Origin of the sequence: Streptomyces sp. NPDC014864 (assembly GCF_043081525.1) — a bacterium.
In the GTDB taxonomy this organism is placed as follows: domain Bacteria; phylum Actinomycetota; class Actinomycetes; order Streptomycetales; family Streptomycetaceae; genus Streptomyces.
Window position 1 is genome coordinate 44,687 of sequence record NZ_JBIBWT010000002.1, and the last position, 13,517, is coordinate 58,203.

At 75.1% G+C, this 13,517-nt stretch carries 12 protein-coding genes; 5 read left to right on the top strand and 7 right to left on the bottom strand.

The window, feature by feature from the left end:
• The first annotated feature begins 190 nt into the window (after positions 1–190).
• Positions 191–424, top strand: a complete 234-nt coding sequence (locus ACF1A5_RS04115) for a chaplin (protein WP_392191258.1) — start codon at positions 191–193, stop codon at positions 422–424.
• 170 nt (positions 425–594) lie between these two features.
• Here ACF1A5_RS04115 and ACF1A5_RS04120 read toward each other — a convergent pair whose 3' ends face one another.
• Positions 595–1,692 (bottom strand): YihY/virulence factor BrkB family protein, encoded by a 1,098-nt coding sequence (locus tag ACF1A5_RS04120; protein WP_392191259.1) that lies wholly within the window; start codon positions 1,690–1,692, stop codon positions 595–597.
• Between the two features lie 361 nt (positions 1,693–2,053).
• On the bottom strand, positions 2,054–3,418 hold the full coding sequence (locus ACF1A5_RS04125) for an FAD-dependent oxidoreductase (RefSeq protein WP_392191260.1): 1,365 nt from the start codon (positions 3,416–3,418) through the stop codon (positions 2,054–2,056).
• A 363-nt stretch (positions 3,419–3,781) separates the two neighbouring features.
• Here ACF1A5_RS04125 and ACF1A5_RS04130 point away from each other — a divergent pair, with 363 nt between their 5' ends.
• The gene (locus ACF1A5_RS04130) at positions 3,782–4,036 is read left to right on the top strand and encodes a hypothetical protein (protein ID WP_392191261.1); all 255 of its coding nucleotides are present in this window, start codon (positions 3,782–3,784) and stop codon (positions 4,034–4,036) included.
• A gap of 45 nt (positions 4,037–4,081) precedes the next feature.
• On the opposite strand, the gene ACF1A5_RS04135 is transcribed toward ACF1A5_RS04130, so the two are convergent.
• Genes ACF1A5_RS04135 through ACF1A5_RS04150 form a run of 4 tightly spaced genes read right to left on the bottom strand, consistent with a single transcriptional unit; the run spans position 4,082 to position 9,190 of the window.
• On the bottom strand, positions 4,082–5,140 hold the full coding sequence (locus tag ACF1A5_RS04135) for a DUF5914 domain-containing protein (protein WP_392191262.1): 1,059 nt from the start codon (positions 5,138–5,140) through the stop codon (positions 4,082–4,084).
• A complete protein-coding gene (locus tag ACF1A5_RS04140) occupies positions 5,137–6,168 on the bottom strand; it encodes a phytoene/squalene synthase family protein (RefSeq protein WP_392191263.1) in 1,032 nt (343 codons plus the stop codon). Before ACF1A5_RS04140 ends, ACF1A5_RS04135 begins: the two co-directional genes overlap by 4 nt.
• Positions 6,165–7,706, bottom strand: coding sequence for a phytoene desaturase (locus ACF1A5_RS04145; protein WP_392191264.1), 1,542 nt, complete (start codon positions 7,704–7,706; stop codon positions 6,165–6,167). Before ACF1A5_RS04145 ends, ACF1A5_RS04140 begins: the two co-directional genes overlap by 4 nt.
• Positions 7,703–9,190: a polyprenyl synthetase family protein gene (locus ACF1A5_RS04150; protein WP_392191265.1), complete on the bottom strand. Its 1,488-nt coding sequence runs from the start codon at positions 9,188–9,190 to the stop codon at positions 7,703–7,705. Before ACF1A5_RS04150 ends, ACF1A5_RS04145 begins: the two co-directional genes overlap by 4 nt.
• Positions 9,191–9,449: 259 nt before the next feature.
• Between ACF1A5_RS04150 and ACF1A5_RS04155 the strand changes: the two genes are divergently transcribed.
• The 3 genes from ACF1A5_RS04155 (at position 9,450) to ACF1A5_RS04165 (ending at position 13,051) form a co-directional block, all read left to right on the top strand.
• Positions 9,450–10,646: a lycopene cyclase family protein gene (locus ACF1A5_RS04155; protein WP_392191266.1), complete on the top strand. Its 1,197-nt coding sequence runs from the start codon at positions 9,450–9,452 to the stop codon at positions 10,644–10,646.
• 93 nt (positions 10,647–10,739) lie between these two features.
• Positions 10,740–11,507 (top strand): class I SAM-dependent methyltransferase, encoded by a 768-nt coding sequence (locus tag ACF1A5_RS04160; protein WP_392191267.1) that lies wholly within the window; start codon positions 10,740–10,742, stop codon positions 11,505–11,507.
• The gene (locus tag ACF1A5_RS04165) at positions 11,504–13,051 is read left to right on the top strand and encodes an FAD-dependent oxidoreductase (RefSeq protein WP_392191268.1); all 1,548 of its coding nucleotides are present in this window, start codon (positions 11,504–11,506) and stop codon (positions 13,049–13,051) included. The genes ACF1A5_RS04160 and ACF1A5_RS04165 overlap by 4 nt, the downstream gene beginning before the upstream one ends.
• 54 nt (positions 13,052–13,105) lie before the next feature.
• Here the strand turns inward: ACF1A5_RS04165 and ACF1A5_RS04170 are convergent, their stop codons facing one another.
• Positions 13,106–13,477 (bottom strand): ANTAR domain-containing protein, encoded by a 372-nt coding sequence (locus ACF1A5_RS04170; RefSeq protein ID WP_392191269.1) that lies wholly within the window; start codon positions 13,475–13,477, stop codon positions 13,106–13,108.
• Between the last annotated feature and the right edge of the window lie 40 nt (positions 13,478–13,517).

Here is a 13,517-nt window from a genome sequence, read left to right on the forward strand (position 1 = left end):
GGTCGCGATACGGTGCGGTTCTCGAAACCGGTTGATTTGACCGTATTTTGCCCTATCTGGATTTCCGAACGGCGTGGGCCGCGCCAGGCGCGGCTGACGGCGCTACTCCGTTCGGCCCTCAGCGATGTCGCAGCGCGCCGGACGCCCACAGGGTGAAACCACGTGTCCCTTCGAACGACAGGAGTTCTCCATGAGGATCAGAATGACGGCCGCCGCGGTTCTGGCGGGCGCGGCCCTGATGACCTGCGCGGGCACCGCGGCGGCGGACGCCGGCGCGACGGGGACCGCCACCGACAGCCCCGGGATCCTGTCCGGCAACGTCATCCAGGTCCCCATCGACCTCGGCCTGAACCTGTGCGGCAACACCATCGACGTGATCGGCCTGCTCAACCCCGCCGGGGCCAACGCCTGCATGAACGCCTGAGGGCCGACCGCGGCGGTCCGGTGCGCGCCGGCACCGGACCGCCGCGCACAGGAACGAGCCGTGCACCCTCCGTCCGGAGGAGGCACGGCTCGTTCGCGTACCCGGGTCGGCGCGCCGCGCGGGGACCGCGCCCCGTCCCGTCGACGGGCCCGGGGCCGGGACGGGCGGGCTCAGCAGTCCTCGTCCATGCGCCGCTGGTCCTGCTCGTCCCAGGCGCGGGTGTCGCGCGGCTCCACGTAGGGCTCGCTGTCGGCCGGGTGGCCCCCGTCGATCACGCGCTGACGCGCCATCTCCGCATCGAACTCCAGGCCGAGCAGGACGGCGAGGTTGGTGACCCACAGCCACACCAGGAAGACGATGACACCGGCCAGGGTGCCGTAGGTCTTGTTGTACGAGCTGAAGTTGGCCACGTAGAAGGCGAAGCCCGCCGAGGCGACCAGCCAGATCAGCAGGGCGAGCAGGCTGCCCGGCGTGATCCACTTCAGGCCGCGGACCTTGGCGTTGGGCGTGGCCCAGTACAGGAGCGCGATCATGACCGTGACCAGGACGACCAGGACCGGCCACTTCGCGATGGACCACGCGGTCAGCGCCGCGTCCCCCATGCCGAGCGCCGAGCCGACCTGCCGGGCGAGGGTGCCCGTGAAGACGACGATCAGGGAACTGGCCACGGCGAGCACCATCAGGGTCACCGTCAGGGCCACCCGCAGCGGCAGCACCTTCCACACCGGCCGCCCCTCCGGGACGTCGTAGACCACGTTCGCGGCGCGGATGAACGCCGCGACGTACCCGGAGGCCGACCACAGCGCGCCCAGCAGACCCACCACCGCCAGCACGGAGCCGACGCCGGCGTTGCTCTGCAGCTGCTCCACCGCGCGCGCGATGATGTCCCGTGCCGAGCCCGGCGCGAGTTTCTGCAGGTTGTCGAGCACCTGATGGGTGGCCGACTTGCCGGCGACGCCGAGCAGGGAGACCAACACGAGCAGGGCCGGGAACAGGGACAGCACCCCGTAGTAGGTCAGGGCCGCGGCGCGGTCGCTCAGCTCGTCGTCCTGGAACTCCCGCACCACGCGGCGCAGCACCGCCATCCAGGAGCGGCCGGGCAGCTCCACCGGCGAGTCGGGGGCGTCGCGCTCCGCGGAGGCGTCCGGCCCGAACTCGGCTGGCTCCGTCTCCCGCTCCTCGCCGCTCTCTCGCCCGTCGGTCTCGCCCCGGGGTGCGGTGTCCTTGCCGTTGAGGTGGTCCCGGTGTCCGGGAAGGTGCAGTCCCATGGAGTGCGGGTGTCCCGGCAGCACGCGAACACGCGTGGCGGGCGGGCGCGGGTTTCCTCCCCGGTGCCCGCCGGGCGCGCCCGCACGTCGCGCGCGGAGCGCACACGGGGTGTGCGGCCGGTGCCCGAGCCCGGGCCCGCGCACACGTGTCGCGTTCCGGCCGCGGCTTCCACAATGGTCGCCGAACGGGGCCGCCCACCATCCGCACCGGGGTGCGCCCCGTTCGCCCGCACCGCCGCACCGCCGCACCGCCGCACCGACCCAGCCGGGCACCGCCGCGCCGACCCAGCCGGGCGCCACGGAACATGTGCGCCGGACGCACCCTTGTACGCCGGCCGCGATGCTGTGCCCGGGCTCGCGGCTACGCGCCGCTCGCGCGGAGCATGTCCTCGCGCTCGACGATCTTCACGCGCTCCCGGCCCTGCGGCTCGCCCAGCGCCTTCTCCGCGCCGTCGAGTCGGTACCAGCCCTCCCAGGTGGTGAAGCGGACGCCGCGCTCGGCGAGAAAGGCGTCGACCGCCTCGGGCGCGGGCGAGGCGGGCGTGTGGAGACGCCCGCCCGCGAAGTCGTCCAGGAGGTTGGCGACCGTCTCGTTGGCGTCGCCCTTGGTGTGGCCGATCAGCCCCACCGGACCGCGCCGGATCCAGCCGGTCACGTACGTGGACCGCAGGTGCTCCCCGCTCTCCTCGACCACCCGGCCGCCGCGGTCCGGGACCGTGCCCGACTCGGCGTCCCAAGGCAGCTTGGGCAGCTCGTCGGACAGGTAGCCCACCGCGCGGTACACCGCGGAGACGTCCCAGTCCTTGAAGGTGCCGGTGCCCTTGACGTTGCCGGTGCCGTCGAGCGCGGTGCGCTCGGTGCGCAGCCCGACCACCTTCCCGTCCTTGCCCAGGATCTCGGTGGGCGACTCGAAGAAGTGCAGGAACAGCTTGTGGGGCCGGTCGCCGACGTCGCGGATGGCCCATTTCTCCAGGGTCTTGGCGACCATGTCGGTCTGCTTGTTGCCGCGCCGGGTCTCGACGGAGCCCGCGTCGTAGTCGATGTCCTCGGGGTCGACGACGACCTCGATGCTGGGGGAGTGGTCCAGCTCCCGCAGCTCCATGGGGCTGAACTTCGCCTGCGCCGGGCCGCGGCGGCCGAAGACGTGGATCTCCAGCGCCTTGTTCGCCTTCAGGCCGTCGTACACGTTCGGCGGGATCTCGGTCGGCAGCAGCTCGTCCGCGGTCTTGGCCAGGATGCGCGCCACGTCGAGGGCGACGTTGCCGACGCCGAGGACGGCGACCTTCTCGGCCGCCAGCGGCCAGGTCCGGGGCACGTCCGGGTGCCCGTCGTACCAGGAGACGAAGTCGGCGGCGCCGTAGGAGCCGTCGAGGTCGATGCCGGGTATCGGCAGCGCGCGGTCGGCCGTGGCGCCGGTGGAGAAGATCACCGCGTCGTAGAAGGCGCGCAGGTCGTCCAGGCTGATGTCGGCCGGGTAGTCGACGTTGCCGAAGAGGCGGATCTGCGGCTTGTCGAGCACCTGGTGCAGCGCCGTGACGATGCCCTTGATCCGGGGGTGGTCGGGCGCCACGCCGTACCGGATCAGCCCGAACGGGGCGGGCATCCGCTCGAAGAGGTCGATGGACACGCCCGGCTCGGCGGCGACGTCGGACTTGAGCAGGGCGTCGGCGGCGTAGATCCCGGCGGGGCCGGCTCCGACGATGGCTACCCGCAGGGGGCGGGACATGTGCGAGGTTCCCTTCGAGCGAGGACAGGCGACTCGACGGCAACCCTAAACTGAGGCAAACCTAAGTTGGTATCCGGGTCCGGTCTATGAGGTCATAAGCACACCTTATGGCTGGGCCGAGGCCAGGGAGTGCGGGGCGGGCCCCGGTGGGGCATGGCGGGACCTGTGCTCCTGGTGGCCGTCTGCTTCGAGGGCCGGCCCGTCGACGGCCCCGCCCCGACCATCGGCGGCGCACCGCTCGGCCGAACCGGCCCGAAAGCCGAACGGGCCCCGGCGCGCCAGGCTTTGAGCCGGGAACCGGCCGTACGGGAAAGGGCCGGAATCCGGGGTCATACCCTCGGCATGGCGGGGTACCGCATGGCCATGACTCCTGAGGCGGTTTCCTCCGCGCCCCGCTCGCCCGGGGTGCGGCAACTTCGGCGGATGCACGGCGTCTACGCGGCGGGCACGGCGCTGTGGACCCTCTCCCTGTTCGTGGCCCTCCTCGGCCACGACGCCGACGTCCGGCAGATCCTCGTCCTGCTCGCCCTGCTCGCCGCCTTCGCGCTGATGTGGCTGTGGTCGGCCTGGCAGCTGTGGACGGGCGCGGAGCCCGAGGCGGCCCGGCCCGAGAGCTGAGACCCGAGGCCGGGCCCCGCGCCGGACCCCGGTGCCCGGGCGGTCTCAGCCCGGGAAGCGACCCGTGGAACGCAACGCCCAGCGCCGTTCGGCGTAGGCCAGATCGTCCCGCCAGAGCCTGCCCGCCGCGGCGCGCATCAGCGGCCGGAGCAGCGGCGCCACCCGGCGTGCCACGGCGAAACCCGGGCGGTCGGACGCGGCCACGACCGCTTCGACGACCGCCGTCCGTGGCCGGCCCAGCTCGTCCGGGCCGAGGGGCGTGGCATGGGTCTCGACCACGGAGCCCCGCCCTTCCCCCTCGGTGATGTGCATGACCACCGTGCGCGGCTCCGGTGCGGTGAACACGGCCCGCACCGGCACGACCAGACGCCCCGCGACCTTGAAGGAGACGTCCACGGCGAAGCCGTCGTCCGGCCCGCCGTCGTCCCCGCCCGGCCCCGAGGCGCGCCCGTCCCCGTCCGCGCCGGCCCGCGCCGGCGCGCCGACGACCGTCAGGTCCACGAACGAGTACGGGTGGAACCACGCGCCGTGCCACGGGTCGAGCCGGTTGGCGACCACGTCCTCGGGCTCGCAGACACCGACGCCGACGTACACGGCCGACACCGCGTCGGACACGGCCGGTCGCGGGGGGACCAGCGGAGCGGGCGTGGGCTCCTCGCCGCCGACGTCGTCCAGACGCACCCAGACGAGCACCCCGTCGTCGTGCACCGGCAGCGGCTCCCACCCGGCGAACGGCGCGCCGTTCAGGGCGAGTCCGTGCCAGTGGCAGACCAGCGTGCCGCACCGCACCGGGCTGTCCGCGAGTGGTGCCCCCAGGTGCGGGCAGACGCCGGGCCCGGCGACCAGCCCTCCCTCGGCGTTCCGCCAGACCACGACCTCCCGACCGGCCACGGTCCGGGCGAGGGGCCGGCCGCCGCCGGTGTCACGGGTGGCGCCGACGACGTACCAGTTGCCCGACGGTCGGGCCTGGGCCCGCTTCAGGGCCGCGGTGATCATGGCGGGCCGCGCCTCGCGCCAACTGGGCCGCTGGCGGTCCCAGGGCACTGGGCGCCTGCGCAGCCGCAGCGGGTAGCGCCCCCGCCGGGCGGACGGTTCGGGCTTCACGCGACCTCCTGGCCGACCGGGGCGGACGTGGGAACCGCCGTCGTCGCGGCCGGCCGGACCGCCGCCGCGGGCGCCGTGGGCCGCCCGGAGCCGCGCCCGGCGGCCAGTCGGGCCATGGTCACCCGGACCAGCCCGTCCAGGGCGACGGCGGCGCGGCGCCTGCGCGGAACCACGGCCCGCCTGCGCACCACGGCGTACCCGGAGTCGGCGACGGCGTCGAGGATGCCGCCGTACAGCACGCAGGCGGTGCGGATGCAGGGGCGGGACACCGGGTCGAGCATCGCGATGCCGGGGGCCGCCCGGCGGTAGACGTCCCGGGTGAGGTCCTCGAAGGCGCGCAGCGCCCGCGTGATGCGCGGGTCGGGGCGGCCGGTGTCCCGGCTCCGGCGCAGCAGCTCCCGGTCGACGCCGTGCGCCGCGAGCAGGTCGGCGGGCAGGTAGACGCGGCCGCGGTCCAGGTCCTCGCCCACGTCCCGCAGGAAGTTGGTGAGCTGGAAGGCCACTCCCAGGGCGGCCGCGTGCGGGGCGGCCTCCTCGCGCGGTACGACCGTCCCGAGCACGGGCAGCATCTGCAGGCCGATCACCGCGGCCGACCCGTGCATGTACGCGTCGAGGTCGGCGTAGGTGGCGTAGTCGGTGACCTCCAGGTCGCTGCGCATGGAGGCCATGAAGTCGTGGAAGTGGCGGTGGTCGATCGCGTAGCGGCGCGCGGTGTCGGCGAGGGCCCGGACCGTAGGCTCGCCGCTGCGGCCCTCGCGCAGCCCGGTGGCGAGCTCCTCCTGGAGCCGGTCGAGCGCCCGCGCCCGCAGGTCGGGGGCCTCCGAGGCGTCGAGCGAGTCGACGATGTCGTCGGCCCGGCGGGCGAAGCCGTACAGGGCGTGCACGGCGGGGCGGCGCTCCACGGTCAGCAGCCGGGTGGCGAGGAAGTACGTCCTGCCGTGCCGGGCGTTCAGCCCGCGGCACCGCGTGTACGCCTCGCGCAGCGACGGATCGGTGACGCCCGCCGCGTCCAGTTCGCGCGCGGTCACGACGCCGCTCCTTCCGTCGTACGGCCCGGCGACCGGCGGCGCGGGCCGGGGCGGTCCGCGCCGCCGGTGATCCGGGCCGCGGCCAGCTTCCCCGACAGCAGCACGGTCGGCACGCCCACCCCGGGGGTGGTGCCGCAGCCGGCCAGGACCGCGTTCACGGTGCCCCGCACCAGGTTGCGCGGCCGGAAGGGGCCCGTCTGCGGGAAGGTGTGCGCCGCGGAGAACGGGGTGCCCGCCGCGTGTCCGAGGGCCTGCCAGTCCGCGGGCGTGACCAGGCACTGCTGTTCGACGGCGGAGCCGATGCCCGCCAGGCCCCGCCGCTCCAGCTCCCGCAGCAGTGAGTCCCGGTAGCGCGGTGCCAGGTCGCCCCAGTCGGCTGCGCTCGGTCCGATGTCGGTGTTGGGGCAGGGGGCCAGGATGTAGTGCAGATGGCGGCCCGGGGGAGCCAGGCCGGGGTCGGTGGCCGTGGGCCTGGTGATCAGAAGGGAGGGATCGCTCATCAGCTCGCCGGTCCGGGTGAGTTCGCGGAAGGTGCGCTGCCACGCCCGCCCGAAGGACAGGGTGTGGTGGCCGAGTTCCGGCCAGGTGCGGTCGCAGCCCGCGTGCAGGATCACCGCGGACGGCGCGTGGGTGAGCCGTACCGGGCGGCGCGGGGTGCGGCCCAGCAGGCGGTAGGCGAGGGGCAGGTCGGGCGTGAGGACGACGGCGTCGCAGGGGATGCGGTCGTCGTCGGTCACGACCGCGGTGACGCGCTCGCCCGTCCGCTCCAGCCGGGTGACGCGCTGCCCGAACCGCAGCTCGGCGCCCGCCTTCGCGGCGGCGTCCGCCATGGCCTGCGGCAGCGCGTGCATCCCTCCGCGCGGGAAGTACACGCCGGCGACGGTGTCCATGTAGGCGATCACCGCGTAGGCAGCCAGCGCCCGCTCCGGCGGGACCCCCGCGTACAGGGCCTGGAACGAGAACACCCGGCGCAGCCGCTCGTCCTTCAGGAATCGGCCGATGCGCGCGTCCAGGCGCCCGAAGCCGCCCAGTGCGGCCAGCCGGGCCAGATCCGGATGGAGCAGGGCCAGCGGTGAGTCGAAGTTGGTGTCGACGAAGCGCCGCATCTGTGCCCGGTAGAGCTGTTCCAGCCAGGTCCGCAGCCGCCGGTAGCCGGCGGCTTCCGCGGGCCCGGCGAAACGGCCGACCTCCGCCTCCATCGCCTCGGCCCCGGTGTGCACGTCCAGCGCGGAGCCGTCGGCGAACCGGGCGCGGTACGCCGGATGCAGCGGGATCAGCTCTACCCGGTCCGCGAGGCGTTCGCCGACCGCCGCGAAGGCCTCGTCGGCGATGTCGGGCATGGTCAGCACGGTCGGCCCGGTGTCGATGCGGTAGCCGCCGCGGACCAGCCGGCCCGCGCGGCCCCCGGGCAGCGGGTCCCGTTCCACGACGGTGACCCGGCGGCCCGCGCCGAGCAGATGGAGCGCGGCAGACAGACCGGCGAGTCCGGCGCCGACGACCACCACGTGGTCGGTGCGCCCGGGGATGATGCGCGTCATCGGCCCGTCACCCCACAGCCGTCGGCGAGCCGCAGGGCACGGGCCGGGCCGGTGCCTTCGGAGCGTGCGGGGCCCGTGCCGTCGGCGCGTGCCGGGCCGGTGCCGGCTCCGCTTCCGGGTCCCGAACGCGTCCCGGTCACCGCGCGCATGAGCTCGCGCAGGCGCCCTGCCGCGTACGGCTCCAGCGCGGCGGAGTCCAGATGGCGCAGCCCCTGCGACGTCAACTGGTCGATCTTCGCCTCGACCGTGTCCTTGGCACCGGTGGCGACCATGACCTTCCGCACCCGGGCGAGGTCGGCGCCGGACAGGTCGGCGCGGCCGACGCACGTGTCGAGGACGTCCAGGGCGTGGTGGTCACCGGCCGCCTCGGCCCTCGCGTGCGCGACGGCGACCAGGTAGGTGGGCTTGCCCTCGCGGATGTCGCCGCCGAGCGGCTTGCCGGTCCGGTCCGGGTCGGCGAACAGGTCCTCGAGGTCGTCGCGGAGCTGGAAGGCCATGCCGACTGAGCGGCCGGCCGAGCACACTGCCCGGGTCGTGGCCTCGTCCGCGCCGGCCAGCGCCGCGCCGAGCGCGAGCGGGCGCTCCACCGAGTACAGGGCGCTCTTCAGGCACGCCGCGCGGATCGCCCGGTCCGGCGAACGCGAGACGTCGGCCTGGCCGCGCAGCTCCAGGTACTGACCGGCGACCATCTCCGTCCGCATGGCCCGCCAGATGCCGCGTACCCGGCCGGCGACGGCCGGCGGGAGCACCGTGTCGGCGACCAGGTCGTCCGCCCAGGCCAGCGCCAGGTCACCGGCGAGGATCGCGACGGCGGTGCCGAAGTCGTGGGCCCGCTCCCGCCGTTCGGGACTCACCTGGCCGGTCCCGGCGCGCCCGATCGGAACGGGATCCGCGGCGAGGAGATCGGTGGCGACGTCGACGTGCAGCGCCGGCCGGCCCCGGCGCATCCGGGCGCCGTCCATCACGTCGTCGTGCACCAGCGCGCAGGTCTGCACGAGTTCGAGGGCGGCCCCGAGCCGGAGCGCCGCTTCCACCTGCGAGCCGTCACCGGCGCCGCAGCCGCGCAGGGCCCACCAGAGGAACCGGGGGCGGATGCGCCGGCCGCCCCCGAGCGTGAACCGGGCCACCCTCCCGGCCAGATCCTCGCCGAACCCCGGATCGAGGCCGGCCGCCTGCGCCGCCCGCTCGGCGGTCAGCGTCCCGAGCAGACGGCCGACGGCGCCCGCGACGTCGTCGTCCACGGCACGCCGACCGCCCGCGCCGGCGCATGGCGCACCGGCGTACGGCGCTCCGGCACCGGGTGCGTCGTCGTACGACGGTGTCGGCCCCCCGGCGCCGGGACGCCGCCGGTCCCCGGCAGGGTCCTCCGCCAGGTTCCCCGCCCGGCCCTCCCGAGGCGAGGACGCGGCCGGCAGCAGCCGGACGACGCGGTGCGCCGGGGACGGTTCGCCCGCCAGGTGATCGTCCGCCCGAATGGAGCGCATGTCCGGTTCCTCCCGCGTGCTCGCGACATCGTCATCTCCAGTCATTCCGCGCCCGTCGAGGTCACGGATGCGCCGAACGTGCGACAGACGGAGCCGATTCGGCCCCCGTGAGCGGTTCCTGACGCACCGACGGACGGACGGCGGCCGACACGCCCCGGTGGGCTGCATCCGGACGGGCCAGGTACCCGGAATGCTTCGGGTGAGGTCCGGGGCGGTACCCGCGGCGCGGTACCGGCGGCGCGGAGGGAGGCGGCACATCGTGATCGAGGCCGACGTGGCCATCGTCGGGGCGGGGGCCGCCGGCCTGTCCCTGGCCCACCGGCTGGCCCTGCGGCCGCCCGGCACCCGCCGGCTTTCGGTGGTCCTCGTGACGGCCCCGCCGGGCCCCCTGCGCCCGCCGGACCGCACCTGGTGCTACTGGGAGGCCGGCCCCGGCCCGTACGACGCGGCCCTCACCGCGTCCTGGCACCGGCTGCGCGTCCACGCGCCGCACGGCGCCCGCATGGAGGACGACATCAGCCCGCTGCGCTACAAGATGCTGCGGTCCGGCGACTTCGAGTCCCTCGTCGACGGCGTCATCGCCCGCAGCCCCGGGACGACACGGCTGGAAGCCTCCGTCGACACGGTCGAGGGCCTGGCGGACGGCGCCGAGGTACGGGGCCGCGCCGCCGACGGGCGCCCCGTACAAGTGCGGGCGCGCTGGGTGTTCGACTCCCGGCCCCTGCCCCTGGCCGGCCTGCCCGCCGCGCGCACCACTTTGCTGCAGCACTTCCACGGCTGGTTCGTCCGCCACGACCGGCCCGTCTTCGACACCGGCACCGTGGAGCTCATGGACTTCCGCACCCCCCAGCCGGCGCACGGGCTGTCCTTCGGATACGTGCTGCCGACCGGGCTCCGGCAGGCCCTGGTCGAGTACACCGAGTTCTCGGCCCGGCCCCTGTCGCGGCAGCGCTACGAGGCCGCGCTGCGGCACTACACCCGGGACGTGCTCGGCCTGGGCGACTTCGAGGTCACCGCCACCGAGACGGGGGTGATCCCGATGACCGACGCCCCCTTCGCCCGGCAGACCGCGCCGTCGGTCTTCCGCATCGGCGCCGCCTCGGGCGCCACCCGGCCGTCGACGGGCTACACCTTCGCCGCCGTCCAGCGTCAGACGCGGGCCGTCGCCGCCGCCCTGCGAGCGGGCCGCCGCCCGCTGCCGCCGCCCGCCCACCGGGCCCGCTCCCTCGCCATGGACGCCGTGCTGCTGCGCGCCCTCGCCAGTGACCGGGTCGACGGGGCCGCCTTCTTCACCCGGCTCTTCGCCCGGGTCCCGGCCCGGCGGCTGCTGCGCTTCCTCGACGGACGGACGCACCTGCACGAGGAACTGTCCATCGGCCTGCGCACCCCGGTGCTGCCCATGCTGCGCACCGCCCTCGAACTGCCCCGTCTGCCCCGCCGCCCCTTCGAGGCCTGACCGCCGCCCCCCATCCCCCCGGCGCGACCGCCGCGCTTCCCGAGGCCCCACCGCCGCCACCGGCACCGCCCGGCACCCGCACGAGGAGACCGTATGACCCTGCTGCGCGACCAGGACCTGGCCGTCGCCTTCGACCACGCCGCCCGCAGCTACGACACACTCGTGGCGGCCAACCCCGGGTACCACGCCCATCTGCGGCGCTCGGCCCGCCGCCTCGGGCTCTCGCGCGGCGGCGCCGGACTGCGTGTGCTGGACCTCGGCTGCGGCACGGGCGCCTCCACGGCCGCGCTGGCCGCCGTGCTGCCCCACGCCGAGATCACCGCGGTGGACGCCTCCGCGGGCATGTTGCGCCGAGCCGCGGCGAAGCCCTGGCCGAAGGGAGTGGAGTTCGTGCACGCGCCGGCGGAACGTCTGACGGAGGCCGGGGTGCGCGGCCCGTACGACGCGGTCTTCGCCGCCTACCTCCTGCGCAACGCGGCCGACCCCGACCGGGTGCTCGCCGCCGTGCGCGACCTGCTGAGACCGGGCGGCCGGCTGGCGGTGCACGAGTACACCCTCAGCGGCCGGCCGGTGGACCGCGCGGTGTGGGCGGCGGTCTGCCGCGGCATCGTGCTCCCCGCGGCGACCGTCCTCGGCGACGGCCCCCTCTACCGCCACCTGTACCGCAGCGTGGTCGAGTTCGACACCGCCGACCGGTTCGCGGCCCGGCTCCGCGCGGCGGGTTTCGCCCGGGTCCGGGTGCTGCCGCTGCCGGGCTGGCAGACGGGCATCACGCACACCGTCGTCGCGGCCCGCGCGGACGGCGTCACGCACGGCGGCACGGACACCCCCGCGGACGGCCGTACGGAGGAGGCGCGATGAGCGGGCACCGGCGGAGGGGCGCGGCCCGCCGCGGCCGTGACCGGCGCGCCCGCGTCCTGCTCCCGGCCCCGGGAGCCCCGCGGCTGCGCGGGACCGACCGGCCGAGCACCGCCGTCGTCGGGGGCGGCATCGCGGGGCTGGCCGCGGCGACCGCCCTCGCCGAACGCGGCGTACGGGTCACCCTGTACGAGCGGGAGCCGTCCCTCGGCGGGCGCCTGGCCGGGTGGCCCACCACCCTGAGCGACGGCACCTCCGTGACGATGAGCCGGGGCTTCCACGCCTTCTTCCGCCAGTACTACAACCTGCGCGGGCTGCTCCGCCGTACCGATCCGGGCCTGGAGCGCCTCACCGGCCTGCCCGACTACCCGCTGTGGCACGGCAGCGGCCTGCGCGACGGCTTCCGGCACGTCCCCCGGACGCCGCCGTGGAGCGCGCTCGGCTTCGTGGCCCTCAGCCCGTCCTTCGGGATCCGCGACCTGGCCCGGGTGCGCCCCGCCGCCGCGCTGCCGCTGCTGGACGTACGAGTCCCCGAGGTCTACACGCGCCTGGACCACGTCAGCGCTCACGACTTCCTGGACTCGATCCGTTTCCCCGAGGCCGCCCGCCATCTGGCCTTCGAGGTCTTCTCACGCAGCTTCTTCGCCGACCCCCGGCGGCTGTCGGCCGCCGAGATGGTCCTGATGTTCCACATCTACTTCCTGGGCTCCGCCGAGGGCCTGCTGTTCGACGTGCCCGACGAGCCGTTTCCCGCGGCGCTGTGGGAGCCGCTGGCCGCCTACCTGCGCGGGCACGGCGTCCGGCTGCGCACGTCGACACCGGTCGAGAGCGTCACCCCGACCCGCGACGGCGGCTTCACGGTGGCCGTCGCCGACGGCGAGCGACGGCACGACACGGTCGTCCTCGCGCTGGACACCGCCGGACTGCGGTCGCTGGCCCGCCGGTCCCCCTGGCTGGGAGGCAGCCGCTGGCGCGAGCGGATCCAGCGGTTGCGCACGGCGCCGCCGTTCCTGGTCTCCCGCCTGTGGCTGGACCGTCCCGTGGCCCCCGACCGCCCCGGATTCCTCGGCACCAGCGGATACGGCTCCCTCGACAACGTCAGCGTGCTCGAGCGCTGGGAGGGGGAAGCGGCCCGCTGGGCGGCGCGCACTGGTGGCTCGGTGGTGGAGCTGCACGCGTACGCGTGTGCCGACGACGCGGTCCGGGACGTGGAGCAGAAGCGTCTGATCGAGCAACTGCACCTCGTGTATCCCGAGACCCGGCGGGCGCGGATCGTCGACGCGCGCCACGAGTGGCGGGCCGACTGCCCCCTCTTCCCGGTGGGCGGCTACGCCGACCGGCCCACCGTGAGCACCGACGATCCGGGGCTGGTCGTGGCCGGTGACCTGGTGCGCACCGGGCTGCCGGTGGCGCTGATGGAGCGGGCCGCCACCAGCGGCTTCCTGGCGGCCAATGCCCTGCTGGAACGCTGGGGGGTGCGCGGCCAGACCCTGTGGACCGTGCCGGACCGCGGACGCGCCCCGCTGCGCGGGGCGGCGCGGTGGTGACGAGGGAGGGGGCGTGGTGGAGACGTAGGGAGTGGGGGCGTGATCGTCCGGGCCTCAGACCGTCGGCGGGCTGCCGGCCGGCCGCCCGCCGGAACACTCGCGGTGGCGGTCGAGTGCCCGTTTCAGCTCGTCCAGTTGCGCCTCCGGCAACTCCTCGCCCTGGGCGAACGCCAGGACGCGCTCGGCGACGGTCCGCAGCTTGATGTTGAGGTGCTGGGAGACGTCCCGCAGGGCCAGCCACGCCTGCTCGGGCGTGACCCGGCCCAGGGCCACCACGGCACCGATGGCCTGGTCGATGACCGCGTGCGAGGTCACGGCGCGGTGCAGCTGCTGGTTCTCCTCCCGCAGCCGGTCGTACTCGACGGCCAGGTCGGTCGCGGACAGCAGGCGCAGCGGCCGGAGTTTGGATATCACGAAGAACGCCATGGACTCCCCTCAGCGCGTCGACGGATCGCACATACTGCTT